Raw genomic sequence first — 24,682 nt, forward strand, 5'->3', positions numbered from 1 at the left:
CCGTGGTGCTGGTCGCCACCCTCGTTGTGCTGAACCTGCGCAGTGATGCCAGGGACAATTTCGTCGATGGCAGTGGTCGTGAAATCCGCCAGGTCAGCAACGCCATGCAACTGTTCTTCGACGGCATCAGCCAGAACGTTGACTACCTGGCGTCTCAACCGCTGATCAAGAACTCCGACGACAGCCTCAAGACCTACATGAGCGCCAACGCCGAGAGCATTCCCCAAGGCGAGGCGGACAAAAAGGTCTTCGCGCTCCTGCAGGACCTGGGCAGCAGCCACCCGTCCTACGCCTATACCATTCTCGGCACCGCCGCCGGCGGTTATGTGTCCTGGCCGGACGATGCCAAGCTGAACAACTACGACCCGCGCCAACGCCCCTGGTACAAGGCTGCACAGGCCAAACCGGGCAAACCGTTTCGCACCGCGGCTTACTACTGGGCTCAGGACGACTCGACTTACGTCAGTACCGTGCGCACCATCGACAACAAGCTGGGCACCAATGGCGGCGTGGTCAGCATCGACGTGACGCTCAAGCAGCTCACCGAAATCGTCAAACAGATCAAGCTCGGTGAAACCGGCTACCTGATGCTGCTGGAAAACACCGGCACGGTCCTGGTCGATCCGAAGCAACCGGAACACAACTTCAAGGCACTGAGCAGCCTCGGTGAAGGCTATGCGCAACTGGCCAAGGCCGGCAAAGGCCTGGTGGAAGTCGAACTCAATGGCGAGCGCTACATGGCCAACATCTGGCCGTCGGAGCAACTGGGCTGGACCTTTGTCGGCCTGATCAAACAAAACGACGTGATGAGCTCGGCCACCCAGCTGACCTGGTTGATCGCGATCATTGCCGCCGTGCTGGCCGTGGTCTTCGCCATCGTTGGCGCCAGTTTCGCCAGCCTGATCGTACGACCGATCCGCAGCGTGGCCAGCGGTCTGGAAGGCATCGCCCAGGGTGAAGGCGACCTGACCCAGAACCTGCAAATCCGTGGCAGCGACGAAACCGCGCAACTGGCCAACTGGTTCAACCAGTTTCTGGCAGCGATTCGTAACCTGATCCAGAACATCGGCGGCGCCGCGACCAAGATTCTCGCGACCTCCAAGAGCTCGACCCAGGTCTCCAGCGACATGGCCGAAGCCGCCGGGCGCCAGCGTGAAGCGGTGGACATGGTCTCCACCGCGTTCCACGAAATGGTCGCCACCGCCAACGAAGTCGCGCGCTCTTGCAGCCAGGCAGCGGAATCGGCCGACAGCGGCCAGCGTCAAGCGCGCCAAGGTCAGCAGCAGATTGATGCGGCCGTGACCAGCGTCGATCGCCTGAGCCAGGAAATCGAACAGTCGGCTCAGTCGATGCAACAGCTGGAACGCGACAGCAACGATATCCAGTCGATTCTCGGGACCATCCGCTCGATTGCCGAACAGACCAACCTGCTGGCGCTGAACGCGGCGATCGAAGCGGCGCGGGCCGGTGAGCAAGGGCGTGGTTTTGCGGTGGTGGCCGATGAAGTGCGTGCCTTGGCTAAACGGACCGCCGACTCCACCGCGGAAATCGACGGCCTGCTGGGCAACCTCGCCAAACGCACCAGCCAGGTGACTCAGCAGATGCATGCGAGCCTGGAAGTGTCCCAGCAGTCGGTGACCCGCATCGGCGAAGCGCGCAGCAGCTTCGGGCAGATTCGTGAATCGGTGGACGTGATCCGCGACATGAACACCCAGATCGCCACCGCGGCAGAACAACAGCATCAGGTGGCAGAAGACATCAATCGGCACATCAGCCAGATCCATGGCGATGCGCAATTGGTGGCGGAACTGGCGAACTCGGCGCGACTGGATTCCCAGAGTCTGGCCGGGTTGTCGAATGAGCTGGATGGCTTGGTGCGCCGTTTCAGAACCTGATCCAAAATCCCGGTGGCCGCTCCGCGGCCAATCACGAGCAGGCTCACTCCCACAAAGACAGTGCAAGCCCCTGTGGGAGCGAGCCTGCTCGCGATGAGGCCGTCACGGCCTGAACAATTCCCCCGGCGTAAAGCCAAACAAGCCCTTGAACGCCGCGATAAACGCCGACGTCGAGTCATACCCGCAAGACAGTGCAGCATTGGTCACGCTGTCACCCTCCTCCAGCAAACTCAACGACGACAGCAGCCGCATCCGCTGGCGCCACCCTCGAAAGCTCAACCCGGTTTCACGCTGGAACAAGCGCATCAGGGTTTTCTCCGACGTGCCCAACCGCTCGGCCCATTCCTGCAAGGTCACATTCCGCTCGGGGCTTTCAATCAACTCGTTGCACAACCCCAGCAACCGCTGATGCCGGGGCAATGGCAGGGAAAACCCGACCTCCGGCAGATTCGCCAACTGATCCAGCAGCACATTCACCAGCCGCGCTTCCTGGCTGTCGCCCTGTGGATACTCCACCGGCAGCAGGCAAAAACTCTTGATCAACTCCCGGGCCAGCGGCGTCACCTCCAGCACCCGGCAACGCCCGTCCGCCCATTGGCAATCCTCGCGACGCACGTAAAGGCTGCGCATCTCGGCACGCATCGACGTCACCACCTGGTGTTCGAGATCCGCCGGAATCCAGATGCCCCACTGCGGCGGCGCAAAGAAACTGCCCTCGGCGGTGTGCACGCCGAGAACGCCGCTGATGGCGTAGGAAAACTGCACCCAGTCGTGACGATGAGGCGGTGTCCACGAGCCGGCATTCAGACTTTCCACACGGGCATACAGCGCACGCGGCAGCGCCGTGAGCGCCGGAATCGTCCGTTCAAGGGAAAGTTGTCCGTTAGTCGGCATTGATTGGCCTTATGTCGCAAGACGGCTGATGAGGCCGACGTTAGGCTAAGTCACCAATTCTTACAAATGTATTCGGTGCCTGTTATGCATGCCTTCAAACACCTCAAACGCGTGGTCACCGACTGGTTCTTGTGCGGCATGTTGATCGCCACGCTGCTGGCGTATTTCTTCCCGACCTTCGGCGCCACCGGTGGCGGAATGCACGCCGAGTACGTGATCAACATCGGCGTGTTCCTGGTGTTCTTCCTGCACGGGGTCAACCTGTCCAGCGAGCAGATCAACCACGGCCTGAAGAACTGGAAGCTGCACGTGATGGTGCAGGTCTTCACCTTCGCGGTGTTCCCGCTGATCTGGCTGCTCAGCGACACGCTGCTGGGTTCGCACCTTCCGTCGCTGCTGATGCTCGGGTTCTTGTACCTCTGCGCCCTGCCTTCGACCATTTCTTCGTCCGTGGCCCTGACCGGCAGCGCGGGCGGCAACGTGCCGGCGGCGATTCTCAATGCGAGCCTGTCCAGCGTATTGGGGATTTTTCTCACGCCGTTGCTGGTGAGCTTTGTGGTCGGCAGCGGCGCGGGCGGTATCGATCTGGGCTCGACCCTGCTCGACCTGTGCGCCATGTTGCTGTTGCCGCTGGTACTCGGCCAATTGCTGCGGCCGTTTTTCGGCAAGTTCTTCGCCCGCCACAAGCGCTACACCAACGTCGCCGACAAGCTGGTGATCCTGCTGCTGGTTTACGCGGCGTTCTGCAACTCGATGGTGTCCGGAATGTGGCAGCAACAAGGCGACAGCGTGATTCTCAGCGCGCTGATCGGCAGTGCGATCCTGCTGGCGATCATCCTGTGGATGACCACCCGCACCGCCCGCGCCTTGAAATTCAGCCCGGCCGATGAAATCGCGGCGGTGTTCTGTGCCAGCAAGAAATCCCTGGCGACGGGTGCGCCGATGGCGGCGCTGATCTTCGGCGCCAACCCCGGTCTCGGTTTGATCTTGCTGCCGATCATGATCTATCACCCGCTACAGCTGATCGTGTGCTCGGTGATGGCCGAGGGTTACGCCAACCGCAACCGGGAGCGGCTCGCGCAGCAAAACACCGCGGCACTCAGCGCTCGATAATCGCCGTCACGCCTTGACCGCCGGCAGCGCAAATCGAGATCAGGCCTCGACCCTTTCCGGCGGCGTCGAGCAGCTTGGCCAGGTTCGCGACAATGCGCCCGCCGGTGGCGGCAAACGGATGCCCCGCCGCCAGTGAACTGCCTTTGACATTGAGGCGGCTGCGATCGATGGAACCCAGCGGCGCGTCGAGGCCGAGGCGGGTTTTGCAATAGTCCGAATCTTCCCAGGCCTTCAATGTGCACAGCACCTGCGCGGCGAAGGCCTCGTGGATTTCGTAGTAGTCGAAGTCCTGCAAGGTCAGGCCGTTACGGGCCAGCAAACGCGGCACCGCGTAGACCGGCGCCATCAATAACCCTTCGGCGCCGTTGACGAAATCCACCGCCGCCGCTTCGCCGTCGCGCAAGTACGCGAGGATCGGCAAGCCGCGTTCCTTCGCCCATTCCTCGCTGCCCAGCAGCACCAGCGACGCGCCATCGGTGAGCGGCGTGGAGTTGCCCGCCGTCATCGTGCCTTTGGCGCTTTTCTCGAAGACCGGTTTCAGCTCCGCGAGTTTTTCCAGGGTCAGGTCCGGGCGCAGGTTGTTGTCGCGGGTCAGGCCGAGGAATGGCGTCATCAAATCGTTGTGCCAGCCTTCGGCGTACGAGGCGGCCATTTTCTGGTGGCTTTCGAGGGCCAACTGATCCTGCTCGGCGCGCGGAATATTCCAGGTCTGGGCCATCAACTCGCAGTGTTCGCCCATCGACAGGCCGGTGCGCGGCTCGCCGTTGCGTGGCAGTTCCGGGATCAGATGGCGGGGGCGCAACTGCAGGAACGCTTTCAGTTTGTCGGCCGTGGTCTTGGCGCGATTGGCCTGGAGGAGGATCTTGCGCAGGCCTTCGTTGACGCCAATGGGCGCATCGGACGTGGTGTCGACGCCACCGGCAATGCCGCAGTCGATCTGGCCGAGAGCGATTTTGTTCGCCACCAGCAAGGCCGCTTCCAGTCCGGTGCCGCAAGCTTGTTGAATGTCGTAGGCCGGGGTGGTCGGCGAGAGCCGAGAGCCAAGTACGCATTCTCGGGTCAGGTTGAAGTCCCGGGAATGCTTGAGCACCGCACCCGCCGCCACTTCACCCATACGCAAACCGTGCAGGTTGAAACGTTCGATCAGGCCTTCGAGCGCTGCGGTGAGCATCGCCTGGTTACTGGCGGTGGCGTACGGCCCGTTGGAGCGGGCGAAGGGGATACGGTTACCGCCGATAATCGCGACGCGGCGCAGCTCGGTCATGAAAAAACTCCTACTAAAATTCAAATGTGAATACCGCCCCCCTGTGGGAGCGAGCCTGCTCGCGATAGCGGTGCATCAATCAACTTCATTGTTGGATGTGCCAACGCTATCGCGAGCAGGCTCGCTCCCACAGGGGTCTGCATTGCCATGAAAGTCCTGGTAAACCCAAGTTCAACTAATCTGCTGTGGTCAAGCTTAGGCCTTATCCGGTGGATCGAACGACTGATTGCCATTCGTGGTCCACACTTTGAACCCCAGCTGCTGGAGCGCGTTCCATGTCTGACCGCTATATCGACTTCGCCAATTCGTCCATCGGCCATCGTCTGGTCGGGGCCCTGGGTCTGCCGTCGCCGGTACGGCTGGAGCGCTGGCAAGCTGGCCGGCTGCGCCCCGTCGAAGGCGCGCTGCTGATCGGTGGTGGCCCGTTGGCGGAAAAAGTCAGTGCCTTCGCCAACCGGCTGACCGATGCGATCTACAGCTACGGTACCGACCCTTCAATGGCCACGGCGTGGATTCCCGGCCACGGCCCCAAACTCAAAGCCGTGGTGTTTGACGCCAGTGATCTGGTGCAGACCGATCAGCTCAAACAGCTGCGCGAGTTCTTCCAGCCGCTGATGAAAAACCTCGATCACAGCGCGCACCTGGTGATTCTCGGGCGCGCGCCGCAAACCCTGAGCGAGCCGTTCGCCGCCAGCACCCAACGGGCCTTGGAAGGTTTCAGTCGTTCGCTGGCCAAGGAGCTGCGCAGCGGCGGCACGTTGCAGCTGATTCAGGTCGGCGAGGGTGCCGAGGATCAACTGGAAGGCCCGCTACGGTTTTTCCTCTCACCCAAGAGTGCTTTCGTGTCCGGGCAAGTGATTCGCCTGAACCCCTGCGACACGCAGGTGACGGACTGGACTCGCCCGCTGTCGGGCCGCAAGGCGCTGGTCACCGGTTCTGCACGGGGCATCGGCGCTTCGATCGCCGAGACTCTGGCCCGTGACGGCGCCGAAGTCATCCTGCTCGACGTGCCACCGGCCAAAACCGATCTCGAAGCCCTCGCCGCGCGTCTCGGCGGGCGCAGCATCACCCTGGACATCTGCGCCGAAGACGCCGCCGCGCAGTTGATCGAACAGTTGCCCGATGGCATCGATATCGTGGTGCACAACGCCGGCATCACCCGGGATAAAACCCTGGCCAACATGACCCCGGAATTCTGGGACGCGGTGCTCGCGGTCAATCTCAATGCACCGCAAGTGCTGACCAAGGCCTTGCTCGACAGCGGCACTTTGCAGAACAACGGCCGGGTGATCCTGCTGGCGTCCATCAGCGGCATCGCCGGTAATCGCGGGCAAACCAATTACGCGGCGAGCAAGGCCGGGTTGATCGGCCTGGCCCAGGCCTGGGCACCGCTGCTCAATGCGCGGGGCATCAGCATCAACGCGGTGGCGCCGGGGTTCATCGAAACCCAAATGACCGCGCACCTTCCGTTCGGCTTGCGTGAAGCGGGTCGACGGATGAGTTCGCTGGGCCAGGGCGGCTTGCCGCAAGACGTTGCCGAAGCGGTCGCGTGGCTCGCGCAACCGGGCACCGGTGCGTTCACCGGGCAAGCATTGCGAGTCTGTGGACAAAGTGTTTTGGGGGCTTAGGCATGATCATCGATTGGCACACACTCCATAGCGAACCGAGCCTGTCCGGGTTGTATGTGCGGGCCGCGACGCGACGCAAGATCACCGGCACCACGCTGCCCGATTCGGGTTTGCGCTGCTGGGTCGATGTCGATCCGAAGCGCCTGGCGGCCTACCGTACCGTCTGCGGTTTTGCCGACAACGGTTTGCTGCCGCCGACGTATCCACACATCCTGGCGTTTGCGTTGCAGATGCAACTGCTCACCGCCAGGGAATTTCCGTTCCCGCTGCTGGGGCTGATTCACCTGAGCAACCGCATTCGTGTGCTGCGGCCCATGGGCGGCGTGCATCGCGTGCGGGTCAGCGTGCAGGTGCAGAACCTGCAACCGCATGCCAAGGGGGCGACGTTCGATCTGGTGACGACGCTCGACGATCAGTTGGGGCCGTTGTGGGAAGCTGAAAGTCAGATGCTCTGCCGCGGCGTCAAACTCGAGGGTGAGCCTGTCGAGGATGTGTTGGCGTCGACACTGGCGTTGATGGAAGTGGCTCGCTGGAAAGCGCCCGCGGACATTGGCCGGCAGTACGCCAAAGTGTCCGGCGACTACAACCCGATTCACCTGAGTACCGTGAGCGCCAAACTGTTCGGCTTCCCGACAGCCATCGCCCATGGATTGTGGAACAAGGCGCGTACCCTGGCGGCGCTTGCCGATCATCTGCCGACGGCCAATGTCGAAATTGCGGTGCAGTTCAGGAAACCGGTGCGATTGCCCAGTGAGGTGACATTACTGGCCAGCGTGGCAGGTTCCAGTGGGGATTTTCAGTTGGTGGGTGCGGGGGATCTTGAGCATATGGTGGGGCATTGGCGGCCTGTCGCCTGAACGGTTTATCACTGGCATCTGTCAGATGTTTAGGTCTGAGATAAACCCCACCGCATAAGCGAGGTAAATCCGGGCTATTGCGGAATAGACTGGCACAAACTGGGATGCCGGCTGCAATACCCCTGCACCCCATGCAACAAAAAACGCCCCGTCAGTCGTCAGCCGACGGGGCGAACATATCAACTTGACGACGCGCTATCTCATCCTTGCGCACCGCCTTAACGATCTTGTAAATCCACTGCAATGATTCTGGAATTCGAGGTGCGAGAGCAGTTCTCAATGCGTTCATAGCCTACGTGGAAGCCGGACTAAATCACGAGTTGTCGCCTAAGAGGCAGCCCGAAATCGACGTCGCGTCCAACTTTCTGCAACAAGCACATGCCCTGTTGGAGAGGACTGAATGCCATCCCGCAGCTGCGGCTGTGTTGATTGGCGCGACGCTTGAAGAGTTTCTCCGTACCTGGGTGGAGGACAAAGGTATATCTGGACATCCTAATATTCCACTCAGCAAAGGCCGCTAACGAAGCGGCCTTTTTCATGCCTATCAGGCTCAGCTGTTAGGCAGGGTCTCGCAAAGCTTCAACCCCTTTTCCGTAACCACGGCCCCCGAAAACTTACAGGCATCCTCTTTATCGAACATTAGATAGCTCTGGGAAGCCAACCACCGAACAATGTCAGCAAAAAAGTGTTCATCTTCGGTTGGATAGACAGACGCCTGCTTTTCAACGGCAGAGGTACAAATCGACCGGTAACGCGTGCTCGCTTTATAGCCTACAACGGTTGCATCCAGCGGGCGGGGCGTAGGATAACTCTCCAACAGGCCTTTAAAAATTGAAGTAACGGTAGCGTCAAATTTGCTGAATTGCCGGATTTCCATATCAACGTTCCTTGTGATCAATGGCTCAGGTGTTGGGCAGGGTGATGCAAGGTCAGATAAGTACACGAAACAGCCAGTGCGCTTTACACACGGGTAGATAAACCCACACGCCCACTTACGAACAGTCTGAAGTTGGCGATTGCGGCGTCTCAACGTTATCCAGCATCCGATTCACCGCCAATTCCCCCAGCATGATGATCTGTTGAAGCGCCATCATTGTGTTGCGCTGCGCCCCGTCCAGTAACGCAGCAAAATCACTGGCCATTACACTCGCCGAAGCCAGCGATTCACAGGCTTGGGCCAGTAGCGCTTCGGGGTTGACGTCCGGCGCCACGACGAAAACCGAACTGGGTTTACGCGGCGGGTTGGGGGCTTCGCGTGCAGCGGGATTAAGGTAGTAGTCCAGAGCGCGGTCGGCAGCCTGGTGGAGTTTTCTTGACTCCAAGGAAATGTATGGAGAGGTCCTTTCGGCTTCTGACGACTCGGGGGGACAAGGTGTGGCGTCGTACATGATGCATCTCCGCTCAGTGAAGGGAGATGTCACGCTATACGTCGAGCTTCCGACCGCCAACCCTAAAAATACGTCGGACACTTCCTCCATTTCCTCCATGTTTTCATCATTTCTGAGCCTTGTGTAGCCGGGACACCCACCCGTTTGGCAGTGCTTGTTTAACGGCACTCCGCGTTACTTCCTGAGAGCTACAAGACCTTGCGTCGTTGCCTACAGTTGCGTAAGAACCCGCCGGCTTATGCGCCTTGGGCACGGGCTCTATCGTTTCCCGGTCGCTGCAAAACAGTGATCGGGTTTGGTAGCCCGTCTCCCATATGACGCATAGCTTCGCCTGATGCGGGTGCTTTTTCGCATCTGTTTTATGGTGGCCATGCGCAGGGCGTCCTCGGGTACGCCGGGTTTTCCATATGGGCCGGTCTACCAACCTTCGTATGGCCGCCACCCATCGTTTGGTAGCGAGAGTGATGGCTCCATTTATTCCATATGGAGTTTCATCAATGTTCAAGATAACGCCGAATCCGCCGGACACCGATCCGACATCGCTGTACGAAGGTCGCGATTCAGAAGCACATCGCGAACGGTCAACCGCGCCCTCGATTTCTACTTCAACCCTGCCGCCCAAAGCGCTCATATCAAAGCCTCTCCGCGGAAGCTCGCCACTATGTTCATCGTCAACCCAGAGCTCGATACCGAAACCCTGCTGGCTCACGCTTGCGAGTCGCTGGCATCGGCGAACGTCATGACCATGGATTTGGCAGATCATATGGAGGGACCGGGTCGCAATTCCCTGTTAGGCATTGCGCAGGTCATCATGCTGGGCGAGCTACTCAGGTGAATCGAGTATTGGATCAACTCAATTCACCTGAGTAGCTTATGCACCGCATTGGATGTGTTGCATGAACAGTAAGATCACTTGATCGAAAAGGCAGCAGCCCTTCCGGGTTGACTGCCTTAATTTTATCCAGCCAAAGCGGGAGGAACTTCGCCGCACAACTTCAAAAGCAGGCTCACAAATCGCTATGGGCTGTACCACTTTCGTCGCTGAACCGCACCGATGGGATCAGATGGCTGAGCGGCAGCGAGCGTCTGAAAATGATGGGCTTTGCCTCGGACTGGATGCGACCAACCTTGCAGAGGCTTTCGATGCCGGAAACGCCGTCGTTACGCAAATCGCACAATGGATTGCCGAAAAGCTGATCAAAGCGGGGCTAAAAACAAAAACTGTGGAGACCATCGTCTCCGCTGTTTCGATATTCCCTTGCACCACAAGCAAAAAATCCCAACGCCATTTATCTAGCCGAAGCGCCCGAGCTTTTCGCGCTCGGCATCAGTCAGATCGCTTTCGCGAGCAAGCCCGCTTGTGTGTTGAGGCTTGAAGGATCGCCCCAAAGGTGCACCGAAGCTTTACCGCACGCTCGCGATCCTCATTTCATTCTGAACACTATCTATTTACCACCATCACTCAAACACCTCGCTTTAGTGTCGTCCACTCAGTCACCAACAACAGAGACGACACGAATTGAGATCACAGTCATGAACACACCTTCCTTACCGTATTTTTTCCCCGAAACGTTGCCTCTCAGGGCACAACTGACAGAACGCCAACTTGCCCGCCACTTCACACTCCCGGATCTCGACTGGCTTGATGCGGTGTATCTCGAAAACCATACAGCCCGCATCGCGCTCGATGCTCCGATGACGGTTGAAACTATTTTTCTACCCCCAAAAGGTGCGACTGCCATAGAACTTGCCGGCGCTTTTCTCATGAGTCCGGCGCCTGACGGAGGTGCCTTTCTCTACACGCCGTCTCGTGGTTTGGAAAAATTCGACAACCCACAAACACTAAAGTCCGAACTGGTCAAATGGTTGAAAACTCCGACTCAAGCGACCGAACTACTGCGCTATCTTTCCATTTCTCAACGTAACCAGTTCAGTCCTGCCGACGAATTTATGCTGGGTACGCGGGTAATCCAGAGGGCTGTGTTCGAAGAGCAACAGCGCATCATTACCCGCAACCAACTCCAGAACGCTCAGGACCTGTTGAACGAACTAGTTGAACTCCCCTCTATCACGTCGATGATCGAACACTACCTGAACAGTGAGCTCGCCGAACAATTCCCAGGCATGGATCATCGAGAAACCAGGGTAAACAGCTTTGCCACAGAGAAGACTTCTGATGCCTCTAATGCCAGCGCCTCCAGCGCTCAACCGGTGTCCTCACAGTCGCTGAGCGAAACGGTTCTCGCCTACTACGTCAGCAATGCTTGGCCTACCGGGCAAACCAGAGAGTTCATTAACCCCGAGCGAACACTTGAACCTGACTCTGCCAGCAGCAAGGTTAACGACAACTTACTCTGGGAGCGATCCGTGCCAGGGCTTGCCGCAGGACTGGCAGAGCATTTGAAAAACCGGCTCACTGCATTTTGGCAACACACGCTCACAACAGGTCAGTCGAGGCAGGAACTTTTTGCAGACGCCATGCGTGATAAATACAGCGCGAGCCTGCTCGATCAACGACAACAGACCAACCTATCGGCGCAGCAGCACCAGGAGCTGATGGCACTACTGATGGACGATGCCAAGACTGGCGAACACCATTCCAAACCGATGGGGATTGAAAAAGTTCGTCTCACCGAGCTGGGCAAGCAATCCATAGACCTCTGTAGCGCCCTCATCATCAGTACTCCGGAAGAACCGCAAAACCATGCATTTCTGTACACCCAGGCTCAAGGCCTGCAAGTCTTCTACAACGTTGCCGAGGTGAAAACCGATCTACTGAAAACGTTGAAAACAATAGGCAAACGAGACGAACTTCTGAAGTCTGTGGCACGAAGCGAGCGTACAACCCTGCTGGGGTTCGGTTCACCGAACATAGTGACCTCTCCTGTCAGTGGATCGGTTTTTCGCGACATGCAGCAGGACATTGCAAAAAAACAGGTACAGAACCTGGACTATGCCCTCGGACTCTATCGTCGAAGCAAGGGCACCATCGATATCGATGCCTTGATCGACAATGTGCTCGACGTGCGAGCCATGGTCGACAACCAACTGCTGACGCTCAATTCACAAGGTCGCTGGAGTACACGCCTGGCATCATCCTGGAGTGAGTCGTCTTCAGCAGAAAGCAGTTCCAGCAAGCCTGCGACATCCGTTCTTGAGTCAGCGAAGCAATCTTTACAGCGACTCGAAACGTTGAATGCCGACATCGTAAAAGGATTGTCCAACCAACCCGCCATCCAGCGCTCAGCCACGGCCATACTGAACAGCGGACTGGCAACGCTAAAACTCGGATACCTTGTGGCGTCAAATATTTATGTAAACCGCTATAGCAGTCCACCGACCGAGTCGGAGGCTCGTCAGCCAACCTCATCACTCAGCCTGGTCGAGCACTTCCTGGCACGCGTCAGCGACCAAGCCCGTCCTATCGATGACTCGCCGAATGTCAGCTTCTTTGCAGCGTCTACTGCCGGCCTTTCGTTAAAGATTCCAGGTCTGAACGTGCAGACTGTCAACACGCTGGTCGACGATGCACTTAAAGACTTTCCCGATCATCTGCGCCACGTCCAGAACGCTTTCCCGAATATGAAACCCTCCCTCGTGAAAGCGATGCTGGCAGGGCTGCGCGAGGAGCTCCAACTCAGAACGCTAAATCAGACTATCCGAGCCGCTGACCGGGGTATTGTCGAAACTGTTCTCAACAGCCTTGAGCACCACACACGGCATGGCTTGAACGGATTCTTGCCAGAAGCTTTTTTCTTGACCCTGAAAACCGCCAACCAGAACACTCCGGTCAGTCTGGCCAACGTATTCCTTTTAACGGAGCGAGGAGGTCTGGATCCCGTCCACTCCGGTCGTGCCGTACTTTGGACGCCTGAACAAGGAATTGAAACCTTCAGCTCCTTGAATCATTTCAAAACCGAACTCAATCGACGTTTGCTGAGTCCGGACGAACGTCTTGCACTCCTGGATAACCTCAAACGATCAGAGCAATCATCTCATCGAGACTACTCTTTCAATTCACTGGAGCGCATCGCCGGCAACTTGCTTGAGAACCGTCAACAGTCCTATGCAGAACTACGAAAAGCGGAACTCGAGCAATTGCTTGGCTCAACACTTTCCAGCAGTCAGCTTCAAAAGCTTTGGCAAATCCGGATTACGCAAAGTATTCCTCCCTCCAATCTGCGGCGAGCCATGGAGATCGCCCAGGCACTGATCACTCAGCACTCATTGCCAAATTGGTTGGGGATGGCGTCGGTACAAGACCAACAACTGCACATCGAAATGTTGGAGCAGTACCGAAACAATGTGGAGGCCGACAAAGACTACCTGCACGGCATCCGTGCTCTGACGGACTTTGCAAAAGAGAAACTCTCAGCGCTGCTACAGACCACCTTTAACCTGAATATTCACACGCCTGACGACATTAAAATTACGGTAACACCTGCCAATACTTCTACGCCGCGACAGCTGTCCCTGGCTGAATATGCACTGTCCCATCACGACCAAATGAGTGGAGCGAACCTGAAAGTTGAATCCAGAACAGCACTTGCACTCCCGTCAGAGGTGGACGCAGAAACGCTGACGCGGCAGGTTAAACAGTTGAACATCGGTACGGAGTACCTTAAGCACCTACAGACCCTGTTAGCACCCGGCAGCCCAGGTCTGCCAGCCCGTCAGCAGAGGTTCGCCAGGCAACTCCCCTGGCAACTCATGCAGCACGCCCATGCCGAGATGCTGAAAAAAAATCTTACGGGAAGCGCGTTCGGATTTGTTCAACAAATCATGGATATGCCAGACGCGATCGCTCGCGCGGCCGTTAACGATGCGCTGGCCATCATTCGCCCACTTGAACTGGTCGCCTCACGTGGCGCTACGGCGGTCAAAGCTCTCGGTCTCTACCTGATGGGGCCGCCGCCAGGTACTCAGGGACCGCATGTCCTGTATGCCCCCTACAGCCAAAGCCATCTTCTCAAGGAGTACAAAGATGAGGCCAGTTTTCTGGCTGAGTTGACAACACCCGGAGCGTTGCAGCAGTGGGTGCTTCGCAGCCTCCCGGACGTAGCGCGGGCAACGTTTATCCCTTTATTGGCCACCCCCGCCGGTACCACCTCATCGATCAGCCTTGCCTCCAACCCCATCAAGGGTCATTTGTTCAAGCAATTGTTTACCGACAACATCGATACGCTGTTCAAACTACTGGGATGCCAATCCATCGCAAAAGCCCACGAGGAATGGACCGCTGTAAAACATGCGTTCGCATCAGGTGTGCATCAGGCCTTGCAATTCATCCCCGGAAAACTGGCTTATCCACTAGTCGTCTGGAGAAGTTTCAAGCTGTTCAAAAGCTCTGCCGAAGCGCTGCAAGAACATCACTGGCGCAAGGGGATTGGCGATTTCATAAACGGCGCAGCGCAAATGGTAATGCTCAGGCAGTCACTGCCCGAAACACCGGAAAGTGTTCCAGACACCACCGCTGAAGTTACACCGCTGTCTACCATTGACACTGAGCCCAGCTGGCCAAATATAGATATAACAGCGGTGCACCGAACTGAATTGCAGTCCCACGAAGTGACTGATATCGCTTTGAATGACCTGCAGAAAGACTCACACCTCAGTCTCTATCGCGCCCCAATCACAAGCCATCAATACGCACCCGTCGAGGGCAAAGTCTTTCGTCTCACCAAACACGGTGAACGCTGGAGAATCACTAGTCATCACGGCGACGGTCCGTTCGTGCAGAAGAATGCCAAACTGCAATGGATGTTCAGCAACCAAGGCCCGCTTGTGACAGGTGGCAGAGCGATATCAAAGGTCGCCAACCGAATTTACGCATGCCCAATTGCCCGGCAGGGCATCAATATACATGCAACCGGAATGGACACTATTCGGTGGCTCTACCCTCGACAATCTCTGATGATCACCCAGGCGTTGGATCTGGCAACGCTGTACCTCCAAAACAGCCGAGACAATTTGCGTTTGTTAGCGCCGGGCATCAACGTCCCGACCCGAACACTCAGGCTCGTAAAAGAACTATTTGGTTTACAAACACTGACAGCCGAACACCTCGCGAGAATAACGAGCGTTATCGACAGACTACTCTCGGCGCTACTGGATCCCTCTCTGCGCTCCACAAGTTCAAAACGATTTGTAATCGGCTCTCAGAGCAGTTCCCAACGAAACACCATCGGGCACGCCCTAGCGTTCACAGTCATACCCGACCCCGCGCAACGCTTATACCTGACCAAGACTTTTTTCAACCCTGAACTGGAGTACGAGCCCCTTTTGACACAGCCATTTGATATTGGCACCCATGCCCGCGCCGTCACGCTGATCCATGAGCTGGCACATCAAATCCTCGATGCAGCAGATATTATTTACCTGGATGCATCTCATCCCTTTCACGATCTGATTGCCGACGATACACAATTAGGTTTGAGCGTGAAGATGGGCTTGAAAGCACGTCAGGACGATGCACTGTCGATCAGGACCCCCAGGAACGAACTCTTCCAAATGATGAACATCGTGACAGGGGTTAAAGCAGATCCCAGAGCGGGCACTGATTCAGAGTGGTTTCTGGACCATGTTTTGACTGTAACCGGTGGCCAAACACTGGACGATGCTCGCCGAATATTTTTAACCAATCCGCTGAAACGAGTCGAAAGTATTTTGAGCAATGCTGATTCTGTCGCTCTGCTGCTTAGCAGAATGGGCCGGCGAGTCGAACCCATGCGAAGCCCGACAGGTAGCCTGGAAGAGGCGCTGGCTGGTATATCAGCGCCCTGATATAAATGCGCCCTCTGTCTTTTTTTGCAAGTTCAGAGGGCTTTTTATTGAGCCATCGGATCAGGAATTGACCAGACCAGATGCACCAACGTGTGGTGAGGGGATTGCCCCCTCGCCACAAAAAACCTCCGCCACCGTTCGGTGATTAATCCTGTGGATCAATGTTATCCAAGGCCCGATTCACCACCAACTCAGCCAGCATGATGATCTGCTGAATCGCCATTGCCGTATGCCGATGCGGCCCCTCCAAACATCCTGCAAAATCACTGGCCATGACACTCGCCGACGCCAGCGATTCACAGGCGTGAGCCAACAGGCTTTCGTTATCGACATCGGGCGAAACGACGAACATCGTGCTTGGTTTACGTACAACGGGTTCATTGAGGGCAGACGGATTGAGGTAGTGATCAAGCGCGCGGTCGGCAGCTTCGTGAAGTTTCTTTGAGTCGATTGAAGCGTAGGGGGAAGTGCTTTCGGTTTCTAATTCGGGAGGATTTGTAGTGGTCTAATGAAACCGGACACCCATTTAGGCGAGAATACTCGCCAGATCGAGGTGTCAGATGACCAAACAACGCCGTTCATTTTCTGCTGAATTCAAACGCGAGGCTGCCGACCTCGTACTCAAGCAAAACTACAGCTTCATCGAAGCCAGCCGTTCACTCGGCGTGGGCGAATCGGCCCTGCGCCGTTGGGTTGACCAGGTTCAGAAGGAACGCCAAGGCGTCACTCCGCAGAGCAAAGCGCTGACACCGGAGCAGCAGAAAATCCAGGAACTGGAAGCCCGGATCGCTCGTCTTGAACGGGAAAAATCGATATTAAAAAAGGCTACCGCGCTCTTGATGTCGGAAGATCACGAGCGTACGCGCTGATCAATCAGCTGAGCGTCCACGAGCCGGTTGATTGGCTGTGCAAAGTGTTTGAAATCAACCGCTCAAGTTACTACGCCCACCGCCTCAAGCGTCGAACGCCTGATGTCGAACGGCTTCGGTTGCGCAGCCGGGTGAGCGAGTTGTTTTCACAAAGTCGCAGTGCTGCCGGCAGCCGCAGCCTTCTCTCGTTGATGCGTGATGATGGTGAGCAACTCGGTCGGTTCAAAGTGCGCGGCTTGATGCGCGAGCTTGATCTCGTCAGTAAACAACCTGGTTCTCATGCCTATAAACGAGCAACGGTTGAACGGTTGGATATCCCGAACCTCTTGAATCGGGAGTTCGATGTCCCGGCGCCCAACCAGGTGTGTGCGGCGACATCACTTACATTTGGGCCCAGGGGAAATGGCACTATCTGGCGGTCGTGCTGGATCTTTTTACGCGCCGGATAGTGGGCTGGGCATTGTCAGAAAAACCAGATGCTGGGTTGGTGATCAAGGCGCTGGACATGGCCTACGAACAGCGTGGAAGGCCTCAAGGGCTGATGTTTCACTCGGATCAAGGGTCGCAATATGCGAGCCGCCTGTTTCGCCAGCGGCTCTGGCGTTATCGCATGCATCAGAGCATGAGTCGTCGAGGAAATTGCTGGGACAACGCGCCGATGGAGCGAGTGTTCCGCAGCTTGAAAACTGAATGGATACCGACCGTGGGCTACAGAACGGCTCAGGAAGCCCAGCGCGATATCAGCCATTTCTTAATGCATCGGTACAACTGGATTCGGCCCCATCAATTCAACGATGGACTGGCGCCAGCTCGGGCCGAAGAAAAACTTAACGTCGTGTCCGGGATTAGTTGACCACTACAATTGGGGGTTGCCTTGAACATGGTGTAGCTCCTTGATAAGTGGAGCTGCCAACATCCGCGGTCAAACGAATAGGTGGCAGCTGTACGCGGGTTGACCGACCGGATATCAAGGAACCCGGCACACCCGAAGGTGTCCCGCGCACAGCCGTCGCGACACGATACCTCAGACGTAAAAAAAACGCCTGAAACAAGTCTTGGCCTCTAGCAATTCTTGATTAAATCGGACGGTCAAATCCGGTCGCTGAATTGGCAGCGACCCTCGGAGATTAGTCATGCGGCTTCCGAGCGGCAACCTTCAAACTCTGTCGAAAACTTCCTTGTTTTGTGCCGTCTGTTGACGCACCGATCGTTCCCATGCTCTGTGGACTGCCCCCTAATGCCTAATGCGCAGTCACCCGATGCCGCATACCGGCGTTACGGGGCGACAAGGCCAACGCCAGTTGCGTGCGGTTATGCATATGCGTCAACCGCAGTACCTGGGACACATACAGCTTCACAGTGTTCTCGGTGATCCCCAACTCACAGGCAATCTGATAATTGGTCTGCCCCTTGCCCACCAACCGCGCCACATCCAGTTGCCGGGGTGACAGCTGATTGAAAATCGCCGGAATCTCCGCGCGATCCTCATCACTGACATCGTCATCAGAGCCGTCTGACGACACCGCCGAATGCGGACCACGCCGAACCTTATCCAGGTCCTGATACAGGTCATTGATCGATTCGGAAAGGTATTGCAGCTTCTGATTCAAATGTCCCAGTTGCACACTTTTCTGCCGTTCCTGCAGGACCACTTCCTGACGGGCAATCCCTTCGAGCAGCTCATCCAGATCAATCGGCTTCTGATAGTAGTCGGCAATCCCGGCGCGCAACGCCTTGATCACATCCTGCTTGTCCGCACGCCCGGTGAGCATGATCGCTTCGAAGGCCCGATGCTTGCCGGATAATCGTTGCAGTTCCTGAACCAGTTGAATCCCGTCCAGGCCAGGCATGTGCAGATCGCAGAGCACCAGGCCGATCTGCTCGTCTTCGCTGAAACGCTCGATCGCCTGATGGCTGGATTCGCAAGCGACACAACGGTAACCGTTGCTCTCAAGAAACTCGCAAAGCTCTTCAACGATCAGCGGCTGATCGTCGACCACGAGGACTTTCACTGCCGAGGTACGCTTGTTCACGTGCAACTCCCTGCGAGGCCAAAGGTTGGCCGTTCCTGTACCGACAGCGTCAGGCTGTACAACTACTGATTTGAAAGTAGACGTACTTTCCGACTCTGTACATGAACCTGCCGACTAGTGGATCCAGGCGAATGTGAGCAACAGCCCCACCAGCACGAAGGGCGCGAACGGCTGCTTATTTGACGTTCCGGGCCGCAGATATCGAAGACGATGCCTAAGCCCTTGACTCATATGAAGCCAGACTCTTGGCGCCAGCAGCAGCCAAAGCACGCTGGCCAATCCCGCGCCGATGAACACCCCGAGCAGGTGCATACCGTCCGTCGCCAGGCCCAGCGCGGTCATGAGTTTCACATCGCCGGCGCCCAGGCGTCCGAGTGCGTAACCGGGCAAAGTGAAGGCCAGCGCCAGCAAAAAAGCCCAGCCGCCCTGCCCCGCCTCGGCACCGAGCCAGGTGGTTCCGGTCCACAGCAGATACACCAGCGCCAACAACCCTGCGCCCAGGGTCAGGCCATTGGCGATGTGCCGCTCTCGAGCATCCTGCGCTGCGCAGAGCGTCAGCCAGATCAGTAGGACAACGCTTTGCATCCGGTAAAAAACGTCCGTTTTGGCTGAATGATTCTATGCTGACATTACATCGTGATGGTCAGGGTAGACGCACTCATGAAAACAGGCCTCCCCCGCAAACAAAAAGGCGCCGTAGCGATTGAATTCGCCTTGGTGTTCGTCATCTTTTTTGCGGTGTTTTATGGGATTGTGAGTTACAGCCTGCCGCTGGTGCTGGTGCAGTCGTTCAACCAGTCGACCGCCGAAGCGGTGCGCCGCAGCGTCGCGCTGGACCCGACCACACCCGGCTACGAAACCGCTGTAAGAACCGTTGCCACGACGGAACTGAGCCGGCAGCTGGCGTGGATTCCCGCGGCACTGAATTTCAATGTCGCCACCGACGCCAGCGCCACCTACGTGGGCGGCGTGCTGAAGGTCAGCATCAACTACCCCACCCAAAAACTGAGGCAGGTCATCCCGTTTCTGAACTTGCCGGGGATTGGCGAGGTGCCCAACCTGCCCGCGACCCTGACCGCCAGTTCGAGCTTGCAGTTTTGAGTTCCGGAGACAAACTCTTCGGGCGGCTGCTTAACCGCCATCCGCCACAGCCACTGGACGTCCCGAGCGCCCTGAGCGCGCAAAGTGTCGGACTGCAGGTGCATCTGGATGCCGAAGGTCGAGTGATCCATCTGACTGGCCCGCTACGGCATCTGCTGGCCCAGCAGATACCCAGTGCGCAGACACCGCATCTGCTCGATTTGCTGATGCCGCACAGCAGCCTCGCCGTCGAAGGCTCACCTGCCGACTGGCTGGGACAGAGCCTGGATCTGGACTTTTACAGCCTCAGCGGCCAGCCCCTGCACTTGCGCGGCTGGGTGCAGCCGTTGGCCGAGGCCTGGCTGTTGCAGTTGCTGGACATCGGCGACTTGTTGCTCGAACGCCGACAATCGCGCAGCCGCGAACACTGCCAGTTGCTCGCCGCGCAGATGGGCGAGCAGTTGCGTCTGTGCAGCCTGACGCGCCTGCCCGAGGTGCTGATGGAACAACTGCAAGGCCTGACGCAGTGCTTTCAGATCCCGTGTGTCGCCGTGGCGTTGCTCGATGAACAGGAACAGGGCTGGCAGGTCCACCAACATTACGCGGCCTTCGACGCACCGCAACTGTGGCAAAACGGTCAGCGCCTGGGCACGGGCCTCGACAGCTTGAACGGCTCCGCCCCGCAGCACCTGCCCTTGGGCGAGCATCCGCGCCTGCAAAGCACGTTCGGCAATGCCGAAGGGTTCACCGTGCCCTATCACGATGCTCAAGGCGTGGTCGCGTGGTTGCTCTGTGGCTTTTACCCGGTGCATCAACGTGCACCCGATGTCAGCGAGCGCGACTGGCTGCAGCTCACCGCCGCGCTCGCCGGCCCCTTGCTGGAACGTTTGCGCGAGCATCGGCACCATCTGCAACTGGAGCGACTGGAGTCGCTGCAAGCCTTGCTGGGCACCGGTTGGTGGGAGGTGTTCGGCGACAGTCGCGAGGTGCAATTGGCACCGTCGCTGGCCAGCACACTGAACCTCGCAAGCGCGCGTTTGCCGCTGCACGACTGGCTCGATCAGGTGCATCCCGCCGACCGCGAAGAGCTCACCAGCCGCCTGCAAGACTTGCAGGACGACGGCACGCCGTTGCTGCTGTGCGTACGCCTGCATCGTCCCGACGCCGCACCATCGCCGATCTGGTATCGCCTGCAAGGCCAGGCCCTGGGCATCGGCAACCACCGACGGCTGGTGGGTTTCATGCTCGACATCAGCGACATCAAAAACCAGCAACAGAACACCGCCGCGGCCCATGCCCGACTGGACAACCTGATCGCCAGTTCACCGGCAGTGATCTACGTGCAGCGCTATGTCGAAGGCGCGCTGCAACCGACCTTTTTCAGCGACAGCCTGCTGCCGCTCCTCGGCTGGACGCTCGCCGATTGTGCCGCCGGCACACTGGTGGAAAAGGTTCACCCCGAGGACCGCGATCGGTATTTCGAGCGCACCCGGCACCTGCTGCGTGAAGGTTCGGTGCGCGCCCGTTATCGGCTGCGCGACAGTCGCGGCGATTACCACTGGTTGCTCGACGAAGCCAAGCTGCTGCGTGACGACCTCGGCCTGCCGGTGGAGGCTGTCGGTCTGTGGCTGGACGTCACCGAAGCGACCCTAGCCACCGAGCAGGTCAAGCAAAGTGAAGAACGTTATCGAATCCTGGTGGAAGACTCCCCGGCGATGATCTGCCGCTACCGCCCGGATCTGACCCTGACCTTCGGTAACCGGCCGTTGGCGACGTACCTGGAATGCCAACCCGAACAACTGCCGGGGGTTAACCTGGGCAGTTGGATGTCGCCGGAACAGCGTGAAGCCTTTCTCCAGCGACTCAGCCAACTGAGCCCGGAATTCCCGGTCAGCACGGCGGAAATCAACCTGCAACTGCCGGGACGGGAGCACGCGTGGTGGGTCTGGTCGGATCGCGGGGTGTTTGATGAGCAGGGCCGCTTGCTCGAGATCCAGGCCGTCGGGCGCGACAACACCGAGGTCCGGCGCGCCCAGCAGCAACTCACCCAGAGCGCAAAAATGGCCACGCTCGGCGAAATGGCCACGGGCCTGGCCCATGAAATCAACCAGCCGCTGAACGTGATGCGCATGGCCATCGTCAATGTGCTCAAACGCCTGAACAACGGCGATGCGCAGATCGATTACCTGACCGACAAGCTCAACCGCATCGATGCGCAGGTCCAGCGTGCCGCGCGGGTGGTGGATCACATGCGGGTGTTCGGCCGCCGTTCGGAAATCGAACAACACCCGTTCAACCCCGCTCAAGCCATCGAAGGCACGCTGTCGTTGCTGGGCGAAGGCATGCGCGGCAAAGGGGTCGATTTGAGGGTCAGCGAGACCGGTTTTGATGTTCAGGTGCGCGGTCATGTCGATCAGTTGGAACAGGTACTGATCAACCTGATGGTCAATGCCCGGGATGCGCTGCTCGGCAAACGCGAAACCAACCCTGAGTTCAAACCGTGGATTTCGCTGTACGCCGAGCGTGATGCGCAGTCGGTGCGGCTGTGGGTCGAGGACAATGGCGGCGGCATCGATCCGCGGCTGCTGGAGCGGATCTTCGAACCGTTCTTCACCACCAAACCGGTGGGTGTCGGCACCGGGCTCGGGTTGTCGGTGAGTTACGGCATCGTCGAGAACATGGGCGGAAAGCTCAGCGTGAGAAATTCGGTCGAGGGCGCACGGTTTTGTATCGAGCTGCCGATTGCCGTGGAGGATCAGATCACCAGATAGGCTTTGCCTTTCTGCCCGCAGGTCAGGTTGAAACCCACGTCGACTTTATTGACGTCGATCCCGAGATTGAGCAACAGACTGTCCACAATGGGATCGACCAGCGACGCGAGCAGACCACTGATGGCCGAGACCAATTGCGTAGTGGCGTCAGCCAGCGTCGACAGCAAGGTGTTCAGTAGCCCACCCAGCAAACTGCCAATGGTGGGCGTGTGTTGAATCAGCGTTATGCCCCCGAGCGTCCCCTTCAAACTGCCGACTACACCCGACACAGTCACCGGGTGCGTAGGGTCCGGCGACACGTTGACTTCATGAGGATTGGCGAAGGTGTAATTGGGTTCGCTGGTGCCGGCAACCGGGCTGTCGATCACGATTTCACTGCCGCCACCGGCGAACGGCGTTCGCGCACCGCAGTTAGGCAAGTTGCAGGTTTTTGCGCCGATATCGATCAGGGTCAGCGGCGAAAGGCTGGGCGCCGCGGAAGACGAGAGCCAGATATCCCGATCGATCTGACCGACTTTGACTCGCAGCGCCGAAATCGTGGTGGTGGCGGTGAGGCTCTTGTTTTCCGGACTGACGCACGTGTAATCGGTGACGTAACTACTGCCGGTGCCCGCTTCCAGCCCCACGTCGAGGTTCAACCCGTTGGGCAGGATTTTCAGGTCCGTCTGTGTGCAACTGCCGAAGAGACAGCCAGGCGCCAGCAGCGTATTGATCAGGCCTACCACCGGCTGTAACAACGCATTGACCGTCTGTAAAACGACATTGATCAACGACAGGTCAACCGACACCAGGATGCGAACCTGCGCGGTGCGCACGTAGATTTTGTTCGCGCCCAGCGGGGCAATTTTCGCCAACGCCGGGTCGCCTATCGCCGAGAACTGCGGCGGCTGAATGACCTTGATGCGGGTGGTCATGCCCAGCAACCCCAAGACGTTCACCGGCAACACAGCGCTCACCCCGCTGTTCTTGTTGGCCAGTTGCACAAACCCTTGAATCAACTGGAACAGCTGTACCGAGGCGTCGAGGCCGGCCGCCTGCGTGCCGGATTGCAGTTGCAGCAAATCCCCCAACTTGATCGGTGCGGCGTTGGTGGCCGCCAACTGTAAATTACCCAATGCCGTCTTTACGGTTGCCGTGCCACCGTTGACGGGAAGCACGTCGGCGGCGGCCTCGATGAACTTGGTCACGCTGGCCTGGGTGTTCAACAGAGCGGTGTAATCGCCCGCCGTCACGCCCAGCTTTATCGCCAGTTGGTCCATGAACTTCAGCAGGTTGATATCGGTTTTGATCAAAGCGTCCCAGCCGCCGACGGTCAGGTTCACATTGCCGCCCAGCAGCGTCGAGAACAGCGGGTTCAGCAGGTTTGATCGGGAGGTATCGGCCCCCAGCAGTGTGCTTCGGATACTCAGCTGCGCCAACGTCAGTTTGGGCTCGGCCGCCACGGCGGTGGCGCTGAGCCGGGTGCTGAGGCTGACCGGTCCGCCGGCCAGCAACGCGCCAATGCCAGCCGCCACGCTGGTGGGGACGGTATGGCTGGCGATGACTTGAACGGCCGCGGTTTTGGTGGGATCGGCCGTGAAGGCTCGAAGGTTGTCTGCGCCAGTCTGCAAGGTGCCGCAACTGACCGTCAGTGTGCTGTCGGTGTTGACCGTAAAACCGTTGCGCTCAGCACTTTGGGTGGCGTAACTGGCAGCGCTCAACCCGGACTGGCAATGACCATCGCGCGTCACGGCCTCAAGTGCGGCGGTATCCGCCACCCTCTGCAATTTGCGCTTTTCCAGGTAAAGCCTGCCGGTATCGACCACTAACAGCATGAACCCCAACACCAGGCCCAGGGTCAGCGCTGCCATCAAGCCAATCGCCCCCCGTTGCCGGGCCGGGCCGCGAAACTGCAAGCGGGGAGACATGACGCACTCCTTTGCCGGTGCACTGCCGAGGTTCTCCATGAGTGAAAGCAGTGTAGACAAGGGTCGGCGAGACTGCTGGCAACACGCCACCCCAGACAACAAAAAACCCGTGTGGGAGCGAGCCTGCTCGCGATGATGGTCTGTCAGTCACATCCTGGCTGGATGTGCCGCCGTCATCGCGAGCAGGCTCGCTCCCACAC

General features: G+C 58.2%; 16 protein-coding genes and 4 pseudogenes. 11 read left to right on the forward strand and 9 right to left on the reverse strand.

The window, feature by feature from the left end; genetic code table 11:
* Window positions 1-104 precede the first annotated feature (104 nt).
* Window positions 105-989 (forward strand): annotated as a pseudogene (locus ACYZUD_RS20470) (cache domain-containing protein); the annotation flags it as partial.
* Window positions 990-1,190: 201 nt separating this feature from the next.
* Window positions 1,191-1,895: a methyl-accepting chemotaxis protein gene (locus tag ACYZUD_RS20475; protein WP_462025081.1), complete on the forward strand. Its 705-nt coding sequence runs from the start codon at window positions 1,191-1,193 to the stop codon at window positions 1,893-1,895.
* 102 nt (window positions 1,896-1,997) lie between these two features.
* Here the strand turns inward: ACYZUD_RS20475 and ACYZUD_RS20480 are convergent, their stop codons facing one another.
* On the reverse strand, window positions 1,998-2,789 hold the full coding sequence (locus ACYZUD_RS20480) for an AraC family transcriptional regulator (RefSeq protein ID WP_462019872.1): 792 nt from the start codon (window positions 2,787-2,789) through the stop codon (window positions 1,998-2,000).
* 84 nt (window positions 2,790-2,873) lie between these two features.
* On the opposite strand from ACYZUD_RS20480, the gene ACYZUD_RS20485 reads away from it, so the two are divergent.
* Window positions 2,874-3,902, forward strand: a complete 1,029-nt coding sequence (locus tag ACYZUD_RS20485) for a bile acid:sodium symporter family protein (RefSeq protein WP_462019873.1) — start codon at window positions 2,874-2,876, stop codon at window positions 3,900-3,902.
* On the opposite strand, the gene ACYZUD_RS20490 is transcribed toward ACYZUD_RS20485, so the two are convergent.
* Complete coding sequence (locus ACYZUD_RS20490) at window positions 3,889-5,166, reverse strand: acetyl-CoA C-acetyltransferase (RefSeq protein WP_462019874.1); 1,278 nt, start codon at window positions 5,164-5,166, stop codon at window positions 3,889-3,891. The genes ACYZUD_RS20485 and ACYZUD_RS20490 overlap by 14 nt on opposite strands.
* 275 nt (window positions 5,167-5,441) lie before the next feature.
* Between ACYZUD_RS20490 and ACYZUD_RS20495 the strand changes: the two genes are divergently transcribed.
* Together ACYZUD_RS20495 and ACYZUD_RS20500 are read left to right on the forward strand one after the other, a co-directional pair.
* Entirely contained in the window at window positions 5,442-6,794 is a 1,353-nt protein-coding gene (locus tag ACYZUD_RS20495; RefSeq protein WP_462019875.1) for a 3-oxoacyl-ACP reductase, read from the forward strand.
* A 2-nt stretch (window positions 6,795-6,796) separates the two neighbouring features.
* Window positions 6,797-7,651, forward strand: coding sequence for a MaoC family dehydratase (locus tag ACYZUD_RS20500; RefSeq protein ID WP_462019876.1), 855 nt, complete (start codon window positions 6,797-6,799; stop codon window positions 7,649-7,651).
* 151 nt (window positions 7,652-7,802) lie between these two features.
* Here the strand turns inward: ACYZUD_RS20500 and ACYZUD_RS20505 are convergent, their stop codons facing one another.
* The 3 genes from ACYZUD_RS20505 to ACYZUD_RS20515 all read right to left on the reverse strand — a co-directional run bounded on the left by ACYZUD_RS20505 (window position 7,803) and on the right by ACYZUD_RS20515 (window position 9,039).
* A complete protein-coding gene (locus ACYZUD_RS20505; RefSeq protein WP_462019877.1) occupies window positions 7,803-7,940 on the reverse strand; it encodes a Mor transcription activator family protein in 138 nt (45 codons plus the stop codon).
* 261 nt (window positions 7,941-8,201) lie between these two features.
* Entirely contained in the window at window positions 8,202-8,528 is a 327-nt protein-coding gene (locus ACYZUD_RS20510) for a hypothetical protein (protein ID WP_462019878.1), read from the reverse strand.
* 115 nt (window positions 8,529-8,643) lie between these two features.
* The gene (locus tag ACYZUD_RS20515) at window positions 8,644-9,039 is read right to left on the reverse strand and encodes a DUF6124 family protein (protein WP_462019879.1); all 396 of its coding nucleotides are present in this window, start codon (window positions 9,037-9,039) and stop codon (window positions 8,644-8,646) included.
* A 497-nt stretch (window positions 9,040-9,536) separates the two neighbouring features.
* Between ACYZUD_RS20515 and ACYZUD_RS20520 the strand changes: the two are divergent.
* The 3 genes and pseudogenes from ACYZUD_RS20520 (at window position 9,537) to ACYZUD_RS20530 (ending at window position 15,822) form a co-directional block, all read left to right on the forward strand.
* Window positions 9,537-9,909 (forward strand): annotated as a pseudogene (locus ACYZUD_RS20520) (DUF6124 family protein).
* Between the two features lie 194 nt (window positions 9,910-10,103).
* A complete protein-coding gene (locus ACYZUD_RS20525; protein WP_462019880.1) occupies window positions 10,104-10,415 on the forward strand; it encodes a hypothetical protein in 312 nt (103 codons plus the stop codon).
* A 157-nt stretch (window positions 10,416-10,572) separates the two neighbouring features.
* A complete protein-coding gene (locus ACYZUD_RS20530; RefSeq protein ID WP_462019881.1) occupies window positions 10,573-15,822 on the forward strand; it encodes a dermonecrotic toxin domain-containing protein in 5,250 nt (1,749 codons plus the stop codon).
* 145 nt (window positions 15,823-15,967) lie between these two features.
* Here the strand turns inward: ACYZUD_RS20530 and ACYZUD_RS20535 are convergent.
* A pseudogene (locus ACYZUD_RS20535) lies at window positions 15,968-16,324 on the reverse strand (DUF6124 family protein); the annotation flags it as partial.
* A 58-nt stretch (window positions 16,325-16,382) separates the two neighbouring features.
* Between ACYZUD_RS20535 and ACYZUD_RS20540 the strand changes: the two are divergent.
* Window positions 16,383-17,544: pseudogene (locus ACYZUD_RS20540) on the forward strand (IS3 family transposase).
* 388 nt (window positions 17,545-17,932) lie between these two features.
* On the opposite strand, the gene ACYZUD_RS20545 reads toward ACYZUD_RS20540, so the two are convergent.
* Complete coding sequence (locus tag ACYZUD_RS20545; RefSeq protein WP_462019882.1) at window positions 17,933-18,724, reverse strand: response regulator transcription factor; 792 nt, start codon at window positions 18,722-18,724, stop codon at window positions 17,933-17,935.
* A gap of 114 nt (window positions 18,725-18,838) precedes the next feature.
* Window positions 18,839-19,309 (reverse strand): prepilin peptidase, encoded by a 471-nt coding sequence (locus tag ACYZUD_RS20550; protein WP_462019883.1) that lies wholly within the window; start codon window positions 19,307-19,309, stop codon window positions 18,839-18,841.
* A gap of 75 nt (window positions 19,310-19,384) precedes the next feature.
* Between ACYZUD_RS20550 and ACYZUD_RS20555 the strand changes: the two genes are divergently transcribed.
* Together ACYZUD_RS20555 and ACYZUD_RS20560 are read left to right on the forward strand one after the other, a co-directional pair.
* On the forward strand, window positions 19,385-19,825 hold the full coding sequence (locus ACYZUD_RS20555) for a TadE/TadG family type IV pilus assembly protein (RefSeq protein WP_462019884.1): 441 nt from the start codon (window positions 19,385-19,387) through the stop codon (window positions 19,823-19,825).
* Entirely contained in the window at window positions 19,822-22,575 is a 2,754-nt protein-coding gene (locus ACYZUD_RS20560; protein WP_462019885.1) for an ATP-binding protein, read from the forward strand. The genes ACYZUD_RS20555 and ACYZUD_RS20560 overlap by 4 nt, the downstream gene beginning before the upstream one ends.
* Here the strand turns inward: ACYZUD_RS20560 and ACYZUD_RS20565 are convergent.
* Window positions 22,560-24,482, reverse strand: a complete 1,923-nt coding sequence (locus ACYZUD_RS20565; protein ID WP_462019886.1) for a pilus assembly protein TadG-related protein — start codon at window positions 24,480-24,482, stop codon at window positions 22,560-22,562. The two genes, ACYZUD_RS20560 and ACYZUD_RS20565, sit on opposite strands and share 16 nt — an antisense overlap.
* Window positions 24,483-24,682 lie beyond the last annotated feature (200 nt).

The organism is Pseudomonas sp. XS1P51 (assembly GCF_054897845.1).